Source organism: Streptomyces marokkonensis (genome assembly GCF_039539045.1).
Classification (GTDB): domain Bacteria; phylum Actinomycetota; class Actinomycetes; order Streptomycetales; family Streptomycetaceae; genus Streptomyces; species Streptomyces marokkonensis.
On the sequence record NZ_BAABCQ010000037.1, the window covers coordinates 12022 to 28512 of the forward strand.

14 protein-coding genes and 2 tRNA genes are annotated in these 16491 nt (G+C 70.7%); 6 read left to right on the plus strand and 10 right to left on the minus strand.

Translation table 11 applies throughout. The features are described 5' to 3' along the window. Positions 1-70: 70 nt before the first annotated feature. On the minus strand, positions 71-682 hold the full coding sequence (locus tag ABEA26_RS12180) for a TetR/AcrR family transcriptional regulator (protein ID WP_345591846.1): 612 nt from the start codon (positions 680-682) through the stop codon (positions 71-73). 360 nt (positions 683-1042) lie between these two features. Here ABEA26_RS12180 and hisN point away from each other — a divergent pair, with 360 nt between their 5' ends. Together hisN and ABEA26_RS12190 are read left to right on the plus strand one after the other, a co-directional pair. Further along, entirely contained in the window at positions 1043-1843 is an 801-nt protein-coding gene (gene hisN, locus ABEA26_RS12185) for a histidinol-phosphatase (protein WP_345591848.1), read from the plus strand. A 152-nt stretch (positions 1844-1995) separates the two neighbouring features. Further along, positions 1996-2403: a CBS domain-containing protein gene (locus ABEA26_RS12190; protein ID WP_345591850.1), complete on the plus strand. Its 408-nt coding sequence runs from the start codon at positions 1996-1998 to the stop codon at positions 2401-2403. Positions 2404-2550: 147 nt separating this feature from the next. Here ABEA26_RS12190 and ABEA26_RS12195 read toward each other — a convergent pair whose 3' ends face one another. Continuing rightward, a complete protein-coding gene (locus ABEA26_RS12195; protein WP_345591854.1) occupies positions 2551-4002 on the minus strand; it encodes a catalase in 1452 nt (483 codons plus the stop codon). Positions 4003-4146: 144 nt separating this feature from the next. Between ABEA26_RS12195 and ABEA26_RS12200 the strand changes: the two genes are divergently transcribed. Continuing rightward, on the plus strand, positions 4147-4563 hold the full coding sequence (locus ABEA26_RS12200; RefSeq protein WP_279559876.1) for a Fur family transcriptional regulator: 417 nt from the start codon (positions 4147-4149) through the stop codon (positions 4561-4563). Between the two features lie 173 nt (positions 4564-4736). On the opposite strand, the gene ABEA26_RS12205 is transcribed toward ABEA26_RS12200, so the two are convergent. From ABEA26_RS12205 to ABEA26_RS12220, 4 genes are all read right to left on the minus strand, one after another. After that, positions 4737-4810 (minus strand) — tRNA-Met (locus ABEA26_RS12205). 208 nt (positions 4811-5018) lie between these two features. Then, complete coding sequence (locus ABEA26_RS12210) at positions 5019-6836, minus strand: tetratricopeptide repeat protein (protein WP_425587823.1); 1818 nt, start codon at positions 6834-6836, stop codon at positions 5019-5021. Positions 6837-7075: 239 nt separating this feature from the next. Next, a tRNA-Met gene (locus ABEA26_RS12215) sits at positions 7076-7149 on the minus strand. A 75-nt stretch (positions 7150-7224) separates the two neighbouring features. Beyond that, positions 7225-10239 (minus strand): UPF0182 family membrane protein, encoded by a 3015-nt coding sequence (locus ABEA26_RS12220; RefSeq protein WP_345591901.1) that lies wholly within the window; start codon positions 10237-10239, stop codon positions 7225-7227. A gap of 164 nt (positions 10240-10403) precedes the next feature. Here ABEA26_RS12220 and ABEA26_RS12225 point away from each other — a divergent pair, with 164 nt between their 5' ends. Next, entirely contained in the window at positions 10404-10946 is a 543-nt protein-coding gene (locus tag ABEA26_RS12225) for a PPA1309 family protein (RefSeq protein ID WP_345591857.1), read from the plus strand. Positions 10947-10990: 44 nt separating this feature from the next. On the opposite strand, the gene ABEA26_RS12230 is transcribed toward ABEA26_RS12225, so the two are convergent. From ABEA26_RS12230 to ABEA26_RS12245, 4 genes are all read right to left on the minus strand, one after another. Then, on the minus strand, positions 10991-12085 hold the full coding sequence (locus ABEA26_RS12230; protein ID WP_345591858.1) for a YlbL family protein: 1095 nt from the start codon (positions 12083-12085) through the stop codon (positions 10991-10993). A gap of 55 nt (positions 12086-12140) precedes the next feature. Continuing rightward, positions 12141-12305: a hypothetical protein gene (locus tag ABEA26_RS12235; protein WP_202557768.1), complete on the minus strand. Its 165-nt coding sequence runs from the start codon at positions 12303-12305 to the stop codon at positions 12141-12143. A gap of 120 nt (positions 12306-12425) precedes the next feature. Further along, complete coding sequence (locus ABEA26_RS12240; RefSeq protein WP_345591864.1) at positions 12426-12887, minus strand: molybdenum cofactor biosynthesis protein MoaE; 462 nt, start codon at positions 12885-12887, stop codon at positions 12426-12428. 229 nt (positions 12888-13116) lie between these two features. Beyond that, positions 13117-14238 (minus strand): SDR family oxidoreductase, encoded by a 1122-nt coding sequence (locus ABEA26_RS12245; RefSeq protein ID WP_345591866.1) that lies wholly within the window; start codon positions 14236-14238, stop codon positions 13117-13119. A gap of 192 nt (positions 14239-14430) precedes the next feature. On the opposite strand from ABEA26_RS12245, the gene ABEA26_RS12250 reads away from it, so the two are divergent. Together ABEA26_RS12250 and ABEA26_RS12255 are read left to right on the plus strand one after the other, a co-directional pair. Then, positions 14431-15900, plus strand: coding sequence for a zinc-dependent metalloprotease (locus ABEA26_RS12250; RefSeq protein ID WP_345591867.1), 1470 nt, complete (start codon positions 14431-14433; stop codon positions 15898-15900). Continuing rightward, positions 15897-16412, plus strand: a complete 516-nt coding sequence (locus tag ABEA26_RS12255; RefSeq protein WP_345591869.1) for an NUDIX hydrolase — start codon at positions 15897-15899, stop codon at positions 16410-16412. The genes ABEA26_RS12250 and ABEA26_RS12255 overlap by 4 nt, the downstream gene beginning before the upstream one ends. Positions 16413-16491: the final 79 nt, after the last annotated feature.

Sequence of the window (16491 nt, forward strand, 5' to 3'; positions counted from 1 at the left end):
GCGGTCCGGCGCGGTCCGGCGCGGTCCGGCGCGGTCCGGCGCGGTCCGGCGCGGTCCGGCGCGGTCGCCGCTACGCCGTCAGCCCGCGCGGCAGGGCGGTGCGTACGAGTTCCGCCACCCCGCCCTCGGCAGGTGGCGCCGCGACGCAGGACAGGGCGAGACGCACGGCCAGTTCGCAGGAACGGGCCAGCTCGGTGACGTCCGGGAGCGTGTCCGAGACCTTCAGTGCGGCCACGGCACGGTCACGGACGAGGGCGACGAAGTCGCCGGGCGAGGGCAGCGGGCCGTCGGCGCGGCGCTGGGCCGGCACGGCCGAGGAGGACGGCACCGCCGCCAGGGCCGGAGAGGGCAGCCGTTCGCTCCAACAGCCGGTGAGCATGGCCCGCACCAGCGCGTTCCCGCGAGCGGCGGACGCGGTCCACTCGGCGGTCGCGGTGAGCCGTTCGCGGGAGTCACCGGGGCCGTCGGCAAGCGCACGCTCCACGCCGGCCAGGTACCCGTCCGCCTCCCTGCGGACGAGCGCCCGGGCGAGGCCCTCCTTGCTCCCGAACTCGTTGTACAGCGTCTGCCGGGACACCCCGGCCGCCGCCGCCACGTCCACCATCCGCACAGCGGACCACGGCCGACGCGCCAACGCGGTGCAGGCGGCATCGAGCAGGGATTCCCGGGCTGCAGGCACCATCGCCTCCCTCGGGCCCAGGGGGTGTCCTACGGATCAGGTCGGCGCCGGAGAACGGCGCCTTGCGATCCCACGGCCTCGGCGATCCGAACGACACCCCAAGCGACTTGCTGCCCAGATTTGACGGGTGTGGGAGCACTGTCAAGAGCCCTCGCGCCGCCCTGAGGGCCGCGATTCGTCGATGCGGCGGCACTCCGCCACGCCGGTCCGCGGCCCCACCTCCACCCGGCACCGCCGGACCCACGCACCACACCAACACCGGCCCGCACACCCGCCCGTCACCACCACTCACTCCCGGGACCGCGCTCCAGCCCGCCAAAGCCCTGGTAGCCCCGCCCCGTCTCCGGCAGATACCGTGACGGCATGCCCGACTACCTTGACGACCTCCGCCTCGCCCACGTCCTCGCGGACGCCGCCGACGCCGCGACGATGGAACGCTTCAAGGCCCTCGACCTGAAGGTCGAGACCAAGCCGGACATGACCCCGGTGAGCGAGGCGGACAAGGCCGCCGAGGAGCTCATCCGCGGCCACCTCTCCCGCGCCCGCCCCCGCGACGCGGTCCTCGGCGAGGAGTACGGCGTCGAGGGCACCGGCCCCCGCCGCTGGATCATCGACCCGATCGACGGCACCAAGAACTACGTGCGCGGCGTCCCCGTCTGGGCGACCCTCATCTCCCTCACAGAGGCGGGGGAGGGCGGCTACCAGCCCGTCGTCGGCCTCGTCTCCGCCCCGGCGCTCGGCCGTCGCTGGTGGGCGGTGAAGGACCACGGTGCTTTCACCGGCCGCAGCCTGACCTCGGCCTCCCGGCTGCGCGTCTCCCAGGTCTCGGAGCTCTCCGACGCCTCCTTCGCGTACTCCTCGCTTCAAGGCTGGGAGGAACAGGGCCGGCTCGACGGCTTCCTCGACCTGACCCGCGAGGTGTGGCGGACGCGCGCGTACGGCGACTTCTGGCCGTACATGATGGTCGCCGAGGGCTCGGTCGACATCTGTGCCGAACCCGAGCTCTCCCTCTGGGACATGGCCGCGAACTCGATCATCGTCACGGAGGCCGGCGGCACCTTCACCGGCCTCGACGGCCGGCCCGGCCCGAACAGCGGCAACGCGGCCGCGTCGAACGGCCGACTCCACGACGAACTCCTCGGGTACCTCAACCAGCGCTACTGAGCGCCTTCCTGGCGCCCCCCGCACGCCCTTCGCGTGCCCCCGACGCACCCCTTGTTGACCCGTGCTTTGCCTGCCACTCTGAGAGCCCTCACTTGTGAACTTGTGAATCCATGAACCAGCTCATGGATCACCGGCAGGAGGTGGCTCCACCCATGCTCGTCCGCGAAGCCATGAGTACGGTCGTCCTCACCATCGGCCCCGCCCACACCCTCCGCCAGGCCGCCGCCCTGATGTCCGCGCGCCGCGTCGGAGCGGCCGTGGTGCACGACCCCGACGCCGGCGGCATCGGCATCCTCACCGAACGCGACGTCCTGGTCTCCGTGGGCCTGGGCCAGGACCCGGACACCGAACGCGCCCACGCCCACACCACCACCGACGTCGTGTTCGCCGCACCGTCCTGGACCGTGGAGGAGGCGGCCCGGGCGATGGCGCACGGCGGCTTCCGCCACCTCATCGTCCTCGAACGCGGCGAGCCCGCAGGCATCGTCTCGGTCCGCGACATCATCCGGTGCTGGGCACCGGAGCGGTCGCCGCACGCGGCACCGGCGGTGACCGCCTGACGCCATCCGCCCGACGGCACACCAACACGGCCCACGGCGCTCGGAGGTGGCACACCTGGTGGCACCTCCGCCGACATGTCGAACGGGCCGGACCCCCGTCCCCGGGGATCCGGCCCGCCGCTACGACAAGCGGTCCAGTGCTGGACGTCAGCCGCGCAGGGCCTGGACCGCGGCCTCCAGCCGCTTGCCGAAGTCACCGTCGGCCTGACGGAAGTTGTTGATCGCGCGCTCGATGATGTCGTCGCGCGAAACGCCGGAGAGGGCGCCGGCCAGGTTGTTGATCAGCCGCTCCTTCTCCTCGTCCGTCATGAGCCGGTAGAGGTTGCCCGCCTGGACGAAGTCGTTGTCCTCGGCGTGCGACGGGGTCACGGTCTCGCCGGTGGCACCCGAGACCGCGGACGGCTGCCACAGGGGCTTGTCCGTCTGGAACGGGCCGCCGAAACTGTTCGGCTCGTAGTTCTTCGCGCCCTTGTGGCGGCCGTCGTACAGGTAGCCGTCACGGGAGTTGGTGCGCGCCTCGGTGGCGTGCGGACGGTTCACCGGCAGGTGGTCGGCGTTGATGCCGACGCGGTAGCGGTGGGCGTCGCCGTAGCCGAACAGGCGGCCCTGGAGCATCTTGTCCGGGGACGGGCCGATGCCGGGCACGAAGTGCGCCGGGGAGAAGATCGACTGCTCGACCTCGGCGAAGACGTTCTCCGGGTTGCGGTTGAGCTCCAGCTTGCCGAACTCGATGACCGGATAGTCCGCGTGCGGCCACACCTTGGTCAGGTCGAACGGGTTGAAGCGGTACTTCGCGGCCTCGGCGACGGGCATGATCTGCACGCCGACGGTCCAGGACGGGAAGTCGCCGCGCTCGATGGCCTGACGCAGGTCACGCTGGTGGGAGTCGGGGTCCTCACCGGCGAGCTTGTCGGCCTCGGCCTGCGTGAGGCACTTGATGCCCTGGTCGGTCTTGAAGTGGTACTTGACCCAGAAGGCCTCGCCGGCCTCGTTGTTCCACTGGAACGTGTGCGAGCCGAAGCCGTCCATGTGGCGGTACGACGCCGGGATGCCGCGGTCACCGAACAGCCAGGTCACCTGGTGCGTCGACTCCGGCGACAGGCCCCAGAAGTCCCAGACGTTGTCCATCTCCGTCGAACCCGTGTAGGGGTCGCGCTTCTGGGTGTGGATGAAGTCCGGGAACTTGATGGCGTCCCGAATGAAGAACACCGGCGTGTTGTTGCCGACGAGGTCGTAGTTGCCCTCTTCGGTGTAGAACTTCAGCGCGAAGCCGCGCGGGTCACGGACGGCGTCCGCCGCGCCCAGGTTGCCGGCCACGGTCGAGAAGCGGAGGAAGGCCTCCGTCTCCTTGCCGACCTCGGACAGGAACTTCGCCCGGGTGTACTTGGTGACATCGGCGGTAACCGTGAAGGTGCCGTAGGCGCCGGCGCCGCGGGCGTGCACCACACGCTCCGGGATGCGCTCACGGTTGAAGTGGGCCAGCTTCTCCAGCAGGAGCTGGTCCTGCACGAGCACGGGGCCGCCGACGCCCGCGGTCTCACTGTTCTGGTTGTCGGCTACCGGTGCCCCGGCCTCCGTAGTGAGCGGTCCCTGAGTCACGTACGCCTCCTGCGCCAATCCTGCAAAACCTGTCCCTTGGCTAATGCCGCTACCGATCCTACAATGGACAATGTCTAAGTCAAGCAAGATTCCAAAGTCACACACGTTCGGGACCTGGGTCCCCCTGCTGCTAGGCTGGTCTGTATGAGTGACCTACTGGAACGGCTGCGTGGACGCGGCTGGCGCATGACCGCGCAGCGACGCGTCGTGGCCGAGGTCCTCGACGGCGAACACGTCCACCTGACGGCCGACGAGGTGCACGCCAGGGCCGTGGGCAAGCTCCCCGAGATCTCTCGGGCGACCGTCTACAACACCCTGGGCGAGCTGGTCTCACTCGGTGAGGTCCTGGAAGTCGCGACGGACAAGCGCGCCAAGCGGTACGACCCGAACGCGCACCAGCCGCACCACCACCTGGTCTGCGCCCAGTGCGGCGCGATCCGGGACGTCCACCCGGTCGGCAACCCACTGGCCGACCTTCCCGACTCGGAGCGCTTCGGCTTCTCCGTCTCGGACGTCGAGGTGACCTACCGCGGCACCTGCCCGAACTGCGCGGCGGCATAGGGCCTTCCCGTCGCAGACGCCTTCCGGGCGCAGACGCTTCCACTCGCACGAAAGCCCCGGCACCGATGAGTGCCGGGGCTTTCGCGTGGGCGCCGCGAACCCGGTGAACGGATGGTGAACGGCCAACGCACCGAGGGCCGGAACCCTTTCGGATTCCGACCCTCGGCCTTCAGTAGCGGGGACAGGATTTGAACCTGCGACCTCTGGGTTATGAGCCCAGCGAGCTACCGAGCTGCTCCACCCCGCGTCGATGAATGGAACATTACGCAACCCCACGACCAGAAGCAAATCGCTTCCGCCAGCCACGGGCACGGGGGGCCTCGCCGGGGAGGCCCCCCACTGGCCGCACGGGGTCGGGGCGCACCGGCACCGCGCCGGCGTCGGACCGCGCGACCCGCCCCCGCCCTGCGCCTACGCCGTCGCCCCGAAGAAGGCACCCTGGCCCAGCGCGGCGGTCACGCCGACAGCTCCTGCCGCAACGCGTCCCGCAATCGGGCCGCCCGCTCCCCCACCTCCACCGGCCCCAGCGACACCGCCCGGTCGGCCCACCGCTGCCCCTCGGCCAGGTCCCCCCGCCGCGCGCAGACCAGCGCCAGCCGCAGCGCCGCCCGTCCGTGCCCGGCGTCGGCCGCCCGGCGCCACCACACGACGGCCTCCGGATCGCTCCCCTCCCGGGCGAGCAACAGCCCCAGGTTGAAGGCGCCGTTGCGGGAACCGGCCTCGGCGGCCTCCCGGTACCACCGCGCCGCCTCCACCACGTCGCCCCGCGCGGCGGCCAGCATCCCGACCCTCACCTGGGCCCGCCGGTGCCCCTGGGAGGCCGCCCGCTCGTACCACTCCTCGCACTCGGACTTCTCCTGCGCCGTCTCGCCCAGCTCGTGCGCGGGCGCGGGCGGGCGGCGCGCGTCGAGCACCGTCGCCAGGCGGTACGCGGCCTCCGCGCTGCCGCCCCCCGCCGCACATCGCAGGAACCGCTCGGCCTCGCGCTCGTCCCCGTCACGCAGGCGCGCCATCCCGACCTGCAGCGCCGCCTCGGTGTGCCCGGCAGCGGCGGCTCCCTCGTACCAGCGCAGCGCCGCCCGCTCCTCACCCCGTCCGGCGTGCAGGATCCCGAGGTTGAACGCGGCGTCGACGCTGCCCGCTTCGGCGGCCTTGGAGAACCACGGCTCGGCGCCGGTCTCGTCCCCGCCGCGCAGCAGCAGGATGGCCAGCGCGTTGGAGGCCTCCCGGTGTCCGGCGTACGCGGCCCGCCGGTACCACTGCTCGGCCTGCGTGGTGCGCCCTTGTTCGGCGCAGAGCAGCCCGAGGTTGTAGGCCCCGTTGTCGTCCCCGGCGTCCATGGCGGCCCGGTACCAGCGCTCGGCGGTCTGGGTCTCGCCGCGCTCGGCGTGCAGTGCGCCCAGCGCGTTGGCGGCGTTGCCGTCGCCGTCCTGCGCGGCCCTCAGCCACCACACGGCCGCGCTCTCCGTGTCCCCTGCGTCGCGCAGCAGGAAGCCGAGCGCGCAGGCCGCGCGGGGCTCACCGTCCTTGGCGGACGTGAGGTACCAGCGGCCGGCCTCCTTGAGTTCGCCCCGCCTCTCCAGGATCGTCCCGAGGTGCAGTGCGGCCCGCCGGTGGCCGCGGGCGGCGGCCTGCCGGTACCACTGTTCGGCCTCGTCGGCCGCGGGGGGCCGCGCACGGTCACCGCCGTTACGGTAGGGCCGGGCGCTTCTGTCGAGCGTCCGGGCCAGCCGGTAGGCGGCCTCCCGGTGCCCCCGCTCGGCCGCGGCCCGCATCCACCGCTCGGACCCGGCGCCGTCACCGCGGTGCTCCAGCAGGTCGGCGAGCGCGTAGGCGCCCAGCACATGGCCCTGCTCGGCGGACTGGCACAGCCAGTACTCGGCGGCGGGCTCGTCCCCTCGCTCGCGGAAGTGCCGTCCCAGGGCGTGGGCGGCCGCCGCGGACCCGGCGACGGCGGCGATCCGCCACCATCCGGCGGCGTCGTCGGCGTACCCGCGCTGGTGCAGCAGGACGCCCAGGTTGTTGGCGGCGGCCCGGTCACCGGCCGCGGTGGCGGCACGCAGGTGGGACTCGGCCCCGTCGAAGTCGCCGCGGCGCAGCAGCATCGCACCGAGGACGCTCATCGCCTCGACGTCACCGGCGTCGGCGGCGAGTCGCCTGCGTACTTCCTCGGCAGCCTCGTCGGCGGCTTCCTGGGCCTCGTCCGCGCTCTCCTCCTGACCGGACGGCTGGGCAAAACGCCCTGTCCCGAACAGATTTACCATGTCCCCCATAACGTCCATCGTCGCACCACCTGCAACCTGGGTACATCCGGTATACCGCAGCCAGTGAGGTCACTTCAGCGTTTTGTCGACATGCCCACAGGGAGACAAGTCAAACACAGATCTCCCCAACTCCCCTTGGTGGCGCGGCCGTAGACCCGCCGACACATGCGTTCGCACATCACAAAGGCCCGGATTCCAAAAGGAATCCGGGCCTTTGTTTGTCGTTCGCACGTAGCTCACGACTTCAGTAGCGGGGACAGGATTTGAACCTGCGACCTCTGGGTTATGAGCCCAGCGAGCTACCGAGCTGCTCCACCCCGCGCCGTTGTGTTCACAACCCTAGCACGGCGCGGGATGGGCTTTGACCAGCTCGAACGCCCGGCTCGAAGCAGCGGGGTCAGCCGCTGTCCGCGCCTCCACCGGAGGCTCCGGCCGGGGTGGAACTCGGACTGGACTTGCCGTCCCCGGCCTTGTCCCCGGTCTTCTCCCCGGCCTGGTCCCCGGTCTTGCCGTCACCGTTCTTGCCGCCGGCGCTCTCGTCGGCCTTGGACTGCGCCTCCTCGGCGCGCCGCAGGGCCTCCTCCAGGTCCTTCTGGGCATCCGCGTACGCGGCCAGGTCCTTCTGCTCCAGGGCCTTCTGGCCGGCCTCGAAGGCCTCCTGCGCGTCACCCAGCGCTTCCCGCACCGTCGGGTTGGTGGACGTCGGCGGCGGCTCCGTCGTGTCCTCGCCCTCGTCGGGTGGCGGCTCGGTGGTGCCCTCCTCCGTCGCTTCCCCGAAGACCTTGGCCAGCGCCTCGTCGAGTGTGTCCTCGAAGGCGGTGGCGCCCCCGTAGCTGACCAGTACCTTGCGCAGCAACGGGTACTTGAGGTCGCCACCGCGTACGTAGACCGGCTCCACGTACAGCAGTCCGCCGTCGAGCGGCACCGTCAGCAGATTGCCGTACTCGACCTCCGAGTCGCCGCCTCTCAGCAGCCTGATGGTCTCGGCGATGTCCTGCTCGGAGTTCAACTGGCTCTGGACCTGCTTGGGTCCGTTGACGGTCGTACTCGTCGGCAGCTTCAGAATTCTGATCTTGCCGTAGCCCTCCGTCCCCGCCTCGGCGTCGACCGCCATGAACGCGCTGAGGTTGTCACGTCCGTTGGGCGTGAACGTCGTCGTGAGCGAGAACGCCTGCTTGTCCTGGTCGGGCATCTTCATGCTCAGGTAGTACGGCGGTACCGCGTCGCCCGACTTGTTGGTCGGGTCGTCCGGCACCTGCCACACCTCGCTGCCGCTGAGGAACGTGTTGGCGTCCTTCACGTGGTAGCGCGTGAGCAGCTCGCGCTGGACCTTGAACAGGTCCTGCGGATAACGCAGATGCGCCATCAGCTCGTCGGAGATCTCGCCCTTGTCCTGCACCGTGTCCGGGAACGCCTTCATCCAGGTCTTCAGGACCGGATCCTCGGTGTCCCACTGGTAGAGCTTCACGTCACCGCTGTACGCGTCGACGGTCGCCTTCACGGAGTTGCGGATGTAGTTGACCTGGTTCTGCTGGGCCACCACCGCACGCTGGTCGTTGGCCGCGGTCAGGGAGTCGGCCGTCGTGTCGCCCAGCGTCGTACGGGAGGCGTACGGATAACCGTTCGTCGTCGTGTACGCGTCCACGATCCACTGGATACGGCCGTCCACCACCGCCGGGTAGGCGTCGCCGTCGATGGTCAGCCACGGGGCGACCGCCTCGAGGCGCTCCTTGGGCGTGCGGTTGTACAGGATCCGCGAGCCCTCACCGATCGCGCCGGAGTAGAGGATCTGCGGCTCGCCGAACGCGGCCGCGTATGCCGCCCGGTTGACGGCGTTGGACAGGTCGACCCCGCCGTCACCCTTGTAGCTGAACGTCTTCTCCCCGCTGTCGTCGGAGTAGTCGATCTCCTTCTGGGGACCGCCGACGATCGAGTACGTGGTGGTCTTCTCGCCGTAGTAGATCCGCTGCTCGTACTCGCCGAGGTCGCCCTCGGACGGCAGGTTGGACTCGGTGAAGACCGGGCGGCCCTCGGCATCGACCTCGGTGCCCTTGGCCGCGACCACGCCGTAGCCGTGGGTGTAGCGGAAGTGGTTGTTGATCCAGTTCTTCTTCGGGATGCCGGCCAGGTTCAGCTCGCGCAGACCGATGACCGTGTCCTGGTCCTTGCCGTCCTTGGCGTAGCGGTCGACGTCCAGGTTGTTCGGGAACGCGTAGTAGTTCCGCATCTGCTGGAGCTGCTGGAACGTCGGCGAGATGACGTTGGGGTCCATGATCCGGATGGACGCGGCGGCGTCCACGTCGTCACGGAGCTTGGTCTTGTCCTTGGTCTCGCTCACGCCCGGGTACTCGGTGACCTGGGTGCCCTCGATGCCGTAGGCCTCGCGCGTCGCCTTGAGGTTCTTCTGGACGTACGGTGCCTCCTTGGCCTGCTCGTTCGGCTGGACCTGGAACTTCTGGACCAGTGCCGGGTACAGGCCGCCGATGAGGATCGCGGAGAGCACCATCAGACCGAAGCCGATCACGGGCAGCTGCCAGGTGCGACGCCACAGGGTGGCGAAGAACAGCAGCGCGCAGATGACGGCGATGCAGAACAGGATCGTCTTGGCCGGCAGGTAGGCGTTGGCGTCGACGTACCTCAGGCCGGTCCAGCTGTCGGTCGCCTTGAAGTCGCTGGACTTCACCGCCAGCCCGTACCGGTCGAGCCAGTAGGCGACCGCCTTGAGGGCGACGAAGACGCCGATGAGCACCGACAGGTGCCCGGTGGCCGCGGCCGTGGCACGCGCACCCGGGCTGGTGACGCGGAGCCCGCCGTACAGGTAGTGGGTGACCGCGGCGGCGATCACGGAGATGATCACGGCGGCGAAGCCGAAGCCGAGCAGGAACCGGTACCAGGGCAGGTCGAAGGCGTAGAAGGAGACGTCCAGCTTGAACTGGGGGTCCTTCTGCCCGAAGGGCACACCGTTGACCCACATCAGCCAGGTCCGCCACTGACCGGACGCCGAGGCGCCGGCGATCAGACCGACCAGGGCGGTGATCCCGATCAGCAGCCACTTCTTGTACGGGGCGATGCCCATCCGGTACCGGTCGAGGTTCTGCTGCTCCATCGACATGGCGCTCAGCGGCGGCCGCAGCCGGTGGGCCAGCCAGATGTTGAACCCGACGGCGAGCGCCATCAGCAGACCGAAGACGAAGAAGAGACCGATCTTGGTCCACAGGGTCGTGGTGAACACCGACGAGTAGTGGACCGACCGATACCACAACCAGTCCGTCCAGAATCCCGCGAACATGGTGAACACCATGGCGAGCACGGCCAGGACACCAAGTGTCATCAGCAGGGTTCGGACACGCCGGGACGGGCGGCCCACTCTGATCCGCGGCCCCGTCGGGGGGCCTCCGCCGCGGTCCGGCATCTGGAAAGCCAAGGTGCGCACCTCGAAGTTCGCTGTTGATCCGTCAGGCCCTCGGGTTCGTGGGCCACCCGTGCGCCCCCGTGATCGTGGGCCCACACCTATGCAACTTACTCATCGTTTACTCGGTTCCCGATTCGGGCTACCAACGAGGCAGGATTGTGACCATGTCCAACACCCCCATGGCAGCGAACCCCCTCACCCGGGCCGTACTCGAGATCGACGAGTACGTCTCCGGCCTGGGCTGGGACCAGCCCGCACGCCTCTTCGCACTTGTCGACACCGCACGTCTCAGGGCCGATCAGCCCTCGCTCGCCGACCGGCTCGGTCTGCCGGACGAGCCGGAGAGCTCCGGCCTGACCCCGATCGAGCAGGACGAGATTCCAACGGACCAGCCGCTCGACGAGTTCCTGGGCACCATCGCCTGGCCCGACTCGGTGGTCGGCTGCGCCCTCGCCGTGGAGCGCCTGATGCTGCCGCCCTCCGCCGAGGCCCAGGTCCCCGAGGGCCTGGACGAGACCGGACTGGCGCGGTGGGTGGCGGAGCACCCCGAGCGCCAGGAGGTCCGCATGACGGTCGCGGTCCAGCGCGACGGCGCCCGCGACTCGGCCCTGCGGCTGCGGGAGAAGGACGCCGCCACGGAGGTCCTCACGGGCTCCGACCTGGTGCCGGGGCTGGCCCAGGCGCTGACGGCGACCTTCGAGGAGTAGGTCCGCGGGGCTCTACCCGGCTGCCCGGTCCGTCACCGGGCCAGTCATCCGGTCGTGCACTTCGGCAGGTCCGAGGTCTTGCCCGAGCGGATGTCCGTCAGCGCGCCGAGGGCGTCGTCGATGGTGTCCACCTTCACGAGGGTGAGCCCGTCGGGGACGTCCTCGGCGGCGGCCGCGCAGTTGTCGGCGGGCGTCAGGAAGTACTGGGCCCCCTGGTCGCGTGCGCCGATGGTCTTCATCCCGATGCCGCCGATGGGGCCGACCTTGCCGTTGTCGTCGATCGTTCCGGTGCCGGCGACGAACTTGCCGCCGGTCAGGTCGCCGGGCGTGAGCTTGTCGTAGATGCCGAGGGCGAACATCAGGCCGGCGCTCGGGCCACCGACATCGGCCAGCTTGATGTCGATGGAGAACGGGAACGTGTGGTCGGTTCCGGCGGCGATCCCGACGACGGCGCGCTCGTCCCCGGCGTCGTCGGAGGTCCCGGTGGTGATCGTGACGTCCTGGGTCGTGGTGGGCGTCCGGCCCTCCTTCTCCGCGGCGGCCTGCTCCTTGGCGGGCACGATCGTGAAGACGACGTCCTGGCCGGGCTTGTGCTCGGTCACCAGCTCGGCGACGTCCGCGGGCTTCCTGACGGTCTTGCCGTCCACTGCTTTGATCACGTCTCCGGCGTGCAGCCTGCCCTCGGACGGTGAGTCCTTGACGACCGTGGAGACGATCACCCAGGACTTCACCGGGATGTCGAGTGCCTTGAGGGCGGCCACCTTGGCGCTCTCCTGGGACTGGCTGAACTCCTCGGCGTTCTCCTGAGTGGCCTCTTCCTCGGTCTTGCCGTCCGGGTAGAGGGTCTCGTGCGGTACCACGCGGTTGTCGTGCGCCAGCCAGCCGTAGACCGCCTCCACGAGGTTCATCCTGTACTCGGCACTGGTGACCCGGACGGTGGTCATGTTCAGATGGCCGCTCGCCTCGTAGGTGTCGCGCCCGTCGATCTGCAGCACCGACTCGCCGTCGTGATCGCCAAGGGTGTTCACCGTCGGCCCCGGGGACATCTCCGCATACGGCACGGGGATGAACACACCCGCGCACAGGAGCGCGATCAGCATCAGGGTGGAGGCGAGCATCGTCGCGGTGCGGCGTGGCATGGCACGACAGTACGGGACGGGGCTGTCAGAACACCGTCAGGGATGGGCCGTGCGATCAGGCCCCGGTGCGGGGCTTCTCCATGGCCTCACGGAAGCGGGCGTAGCCGTCCAGTTCGGGCCCGTCGCTCCGTGCCCTGCGGGTCCGGTTGGCCCAACTGCCCCACAGGCCCGCGCCGACAGCGGCCACAAGCGGAATCAGCAACCAGGCAAGCGCTGCCATGCCGACCTCCCAACCCATGAGCGTCCGCGACTGACTGATCAGCAGATTAACCATCCGCAGTGACAACGCTCACGCCGGGGGGTCGGTTACGCAACCGGAGTCACGGGAGCGGCGCGGTTCTCAGCACGCGCCGACCCACTCCTCGGTCCCGTCCGAGAAGGACTGGTGCTTCCAGATGGGCACCTCGTGCTTGAGGTCGTCGATCAGCTTCCGGCAGGCGTCGAAGGCCTCGCCCCGGTGCGGGCAGGACACGGCGACGACCACGGCGAGATCCCCGACCTCCAAGTCCCCCACCCGGTGCACCGCCGCGAGCGCCCGCACGGGGTACTCCGCGACGACCTTCTCCGCGATCCGCCGCATCTCGGCCTCGGCACTGGGGTGGCACGAGTACCCCAGCCGGTCGACGTCGGTCCCCCCGTCGTGGTTGCGGACCGTTCCGACGAACAGCGCGGTCCCGCCGGCCGCGTCGTCTCCGACGGCCCGGAAGACCTCGTCCACGGAGAGGGGCGTCTCCCGCATTCCGATCAGCTTGACGGGATCCGGCGCGGCCAGCTCACCGGGGTGGTCGTTCGTGGTTGCCATACGCCCATCGTGCCCCACGGCACGGACGGCACGGAATAGCGCTATCGCCCCGCACGCACGCGTACCTCTTTGGAGCCTCCTACAGGGCCGCCTCACGGTCGTCGGTGAGGGGCAGGGGCCCCGCCCGCCCGGGCAGGAGCCTGGCGTGCGGGCGCAGGCAGGCGTGCGGGCGCAGGCAGGCGCCCCGGGAGGGCCGGCCCGGCGCCCGCCTCAGGTTCGGCGCCGGACCTCAGATCCGCCGCCGGACCTTCCGCGCCCGTCGCACCACCGCGGCCGCGCCCAGCAGCGCCACCGTCGCCCCAGCGGCTCCCGCCGCCGTCGCGTCCTTGCGCCCGAGCCGCCGCCCGGCGACCGTGTGCCGCCCGGAGACCTCCTCCAGCAGCTCCGCGAGCACCGCCTCGTTGGTGTACTTCGGCCGCCATCCGGCATCGTGCAGCCGGCTGCCGCTCACCACCCAGGGGTACATCGTGTACGCCAGGTCCCCGGCCGGGGAGGGGGTCAGGCCGATGCGGTGCAGCCGGGCCGCCGCGCCGAGCGCGACCGCCGACGGCAGCTCCATCCGCCGGATGCCGCTGAGCTCCTCGACCTCCTCCTGCTCAAGCCAGCCGTCGCAACCGACGGCCAGTTCCCCGTCGGCCTTCTCCAGCACGGCGTACTCCAGGGCACTGCACAGGTCGTCGACGTGGCAGAACTGCCACGCAGGCCGCGACCCGGCCACAACAAGCAGCCGAGGCGACTCGAAGTACCTGGTCAGCGCGGTGTCCATGCCTCCGACCAGCACCGCCGGCCGGACGACGGTCACATTGAGGCCGGGGTGCGCGCGCGGTGCGCGACGCCCGAGCCGCTCGATCTCCAGCAGGTCCCCGACCCCGGTGGCCTCCGCCGTGGCACGCAGCTCGGCGTCCTCGGACAGCGGCAGCTCGTTCTCCGGGAGGGCGCCGTAGACCATCGCGGAGGTGCACAGCACGACACGGCGTACGCCGGCCGCCGCGGCGGCGGTCAGGACGGTCTGTGTCCCCCGGACGTTGTAAGCCGTCCGGGCGGCCGCGTCGGTCTCCAGATCGAGGTCGACCGCCAGGTGTACGACCACGTCCACGCCGCGCAGTTTCTCGGCGATGGCCGGGTCCCGTACATCCAGGATCTGCCACTGTGCCGCCGCGCACTCACCGCGCCGTTCGTCGATGGCCACGACCTGTCTGACCTCGTCGGATGCGGCGAGCCGCGCGGCGAGCAGCGCCCCGACGCCGGACGCGGCACCGGTGACCGCGACGACGGGTCCGCGCGCGCCGGGGCGGGCGGAACTGGTTGACTGGTTTCGCGCTGCGCGAACCTGCGGATCTGGGGAACTCACCGGGCGTCTCCAGCGGTTGTCTTCAGTACGGGCGCGAGCGACGCGTACGTACCAGGTGGCATCCATCCTGCCGCAGGCCGTCAGTCGGCGAAGCACCGAGGCCCGAACCGCCCCGGGTGTCTACGCTGGGTGGTGAAGTCGGGCAGCCGTGCCGCCGGAAAGAACCGGCGGCCCTACCAGCCGAGGAACCCCGTGAGTGACACCCCATTCGGATTCGGCCTTCCGCCGGAGGAGCCGGACGACGGCGACGAGGGCAAGAAGAAGGACCAGCAGGGCGGCGGTGGTCAGGGACCGGCCAACCCGTTCGGATTCGGGCCCGGAGCCGGCGGCCTTGGCAGCCCCGGTGCGGACAACCCGTTCGCCGCCATGTTCGGTTCCATGAACCCCAACGACCTGGGCGCCGCGTTCCAGCAGCTGGGCCAGATGCTCTCCTACGAGGGCGGCCCGGTGAACTGGGACATGGCCAAGCAGATCGCCCGCCAGACCGTCTCCCAGGGCACGCCGGACGGCACGAAGGACGCCAGCATCGGTCCCACCGACCGCACCGCCGTCCAGGAGGCCGTCCGCCTGGCCGACCTGTGGCTGGACGACGCGACCGCCCTGCCGTCCGGCGCGGGCACCGCGGTGGCCTGGAGCCGGGCGGAGTGGGTCGAGGCGACCCTGCCCGCCTGGCGGGAGCTCGTGGACCCGGTCGCCGAGCGTGTCGGCACCGCCATGGGCGACGTGCTGCCCGAGGAGATGCAGGCCATGGCCGGCCCGCTGATCGGCATGATGCGCTCCATGGGTGGCGCCATGTTCGGCACGCAGATCGGGCAGGCCGTCGGCGTGCTCGCCGGCGAGGTTGTGGGCTCGACGGACGTGGGCCTGCCGCTCGGCCCGGCCGGCAAGGCCGCGCTGCTGCCGACGAACATCGAGGCGTTCGGCAAGGACCTCGGCGTGTCCCAGGAGGAGGTGCGGCTGTACCTCGCCCTGCGTGAGGCCGCCCACCAGCGCCTCTTCGCGCACGTGCCGTGGCTGCGCTCGCACCTGTTCGGCGCGGTCGACGGCTACGCCCGTGGGATCAAGGTCGACACGGCCAAGCTGGAGGACGTGGTCGGCCAGTTCGACCCGCAGAATCCCGAACAGCTGCAGGAAGCCCTCCAGCAGGGCATGTTCCAGCCGGAGGACACCCCGGAGCAGAAGACCGCCCTGGCGCGTCTGGAGACGGCACTGGCGCTCGTCGAGGGCTGGGTGGACGCGGTGGTGCACGCCGCCGCCAAGCCGCGCCTGTCCTCCGCCGACGCGCTGCGCGAGACGCTGCGCCGCCGTCGCGCCTCGGGCGGCCCGGCGGAGCAGACGTTCGCCACCCTCATCGGCCTGGAGCTGCGCCCACGCCGCCTGCGCGACGCCTCGCGTCTGTGGGCGTCCCTGACCGACGCGCACGGCGTCGACGGCCGGGACGCCCTGTGGGCCCACCCGGACATGCTGCCGACCGCGTCCGACCTGGACGACCCGGACGGCTTCGTACACCGGGAGCAGCTCGACTTCTCCGAGCTCGACAAGATGCTCGGCGAGGCGGCGGGCAAGCCCGATCTGAAGAAGCCCGACCCGAAGAAGAAGGACGAGAAGGGTCAGGACGAGACCGGCGGCGAGGGCGAGGGCAAGGGCGACGACGCCGAGTGAGCCTCCACGACGACGCGGTCCTGGTCCTGAAGGGCCACGAGGGCCAGGACGAACTGCGCCAGGTCTACCTGGACCACCTCGCGACGCACCCGGACGGCCTGTGGAAGGCGTGCGGGGACGGTCACGTCACGGCGAGCGCCCTCGTGATCGACCCGCCGCGCGAGCGGGTCCTGCTGACCCTGCACAAGAAGCTGCGCATGTGGCTGCAGATGGGCGGCCACTGCGAGCCGGTCGACGAGACCCTGGCGAGGGCGGCCCTGCGCGAGGGCACGGAGGAGTCGGGCGTCGCCGGACTCACCCTGCTGCCCGGTGGCCCCGTGCGGCTGGACCGCCACCACACGCCGTGCGCCTGGCACCTGGACGTCCAGTACGCGGCGGTGGCTCCCGAGGGAGCCGTGGAGGCGATCAGTGACGAGTCCCTCGACCTGCGCTGGTTCCCGTACACGGAGGTCGCGGACGTGGCCGACGACTCGGTCGTACGCCTGCTCGAGGCAGCTCGAGCCCGGCTCTGAACCCGTAAGGGGTGACCGCCTGTGCGATCACCCCTTACCGGACTGCGCTTCACTGGGCCGCACCGGACTGTGCCATCCG

What these genes read in the sequence shown, in the direction of transcription:
- ABEA26_RS12180 (WP_345591846.1), bottom strand. Translation starts at nt 682, where the DNA reads ATGGTGCCTGCAGCCCGGGAATCCCTGCTCGATGCCGCCTGCACCGCG.
- hisN (WP_345591848.1), top strand. Translation starts at nt 1,043, where the DNA reads ATGCCCGACTACCTTGACGACCTCCGCCTCGCCCACGTCCTCGCGGAC.
- ABEA26_RS12190 (WP_345591850.1), top strand. Translation starts at nt 1,996, where the DNA reads ATGCTCGTCCGCGAAGCCATGAGTACGGTCGTCCTCACCATCGGCCCC.
- ABEA26_RS12200 (WP_279559876.1), top strand. Translation starts at nt 4,147, where the DNA reads ATGAGTGACCTACTGGAACGGCTGCGTGGACGCGGCTGGCGCATGACC.
- ABEA26_RS12210 (WP_425587823.1), bottom strand. Translation starts at nt 6,836, where the DNA reads ATGGGGGACATGGTAAATCTGTTCGGGACAGGGCGTTTTGCCCAGCCG.
- ABEA26_RS12220 (WP_345591901.1), bottom strand. Translation starts at nt 10,239, where the DNA reads ATGCCGGACCGCGGCGGAGGCCCCCCGACGGGGCCGCGGATCAGAGTG.
- ABEA26_RS12225 (WP_345591857.1), top strand. Translation starts at nt 10,404, where the DNA reads ATGTCCAACACCCCCATGGCAGCGAACCCCCTCACCCGGGCCGTACTC.
- ABEA26_RS12230 (WP_345591858.1), bottom strand. Translation starts at nt 12,085, where the DNA reads ATGCCACGCCGCACCGCGACGATGCTCGCCTCCACCCTGATGCTGATC.
- ABEA26_RS12235 (WP_202557768.1), bottom strand. Translation starts at nt 12,305, where the DNA reads ATGGCAGCGCTTGCCTGGTTGCTGATTCCGCTTGTGGCCGCTGTCGGC.
- ABEA26_RS12240 (WP_345591864.1), bottom strand. Translation starts at nt 12,887, where the DNA reads ATGGCAACCACGAACGACCACCCCGGTGAGCTGGCCGCGCCGGATCCC.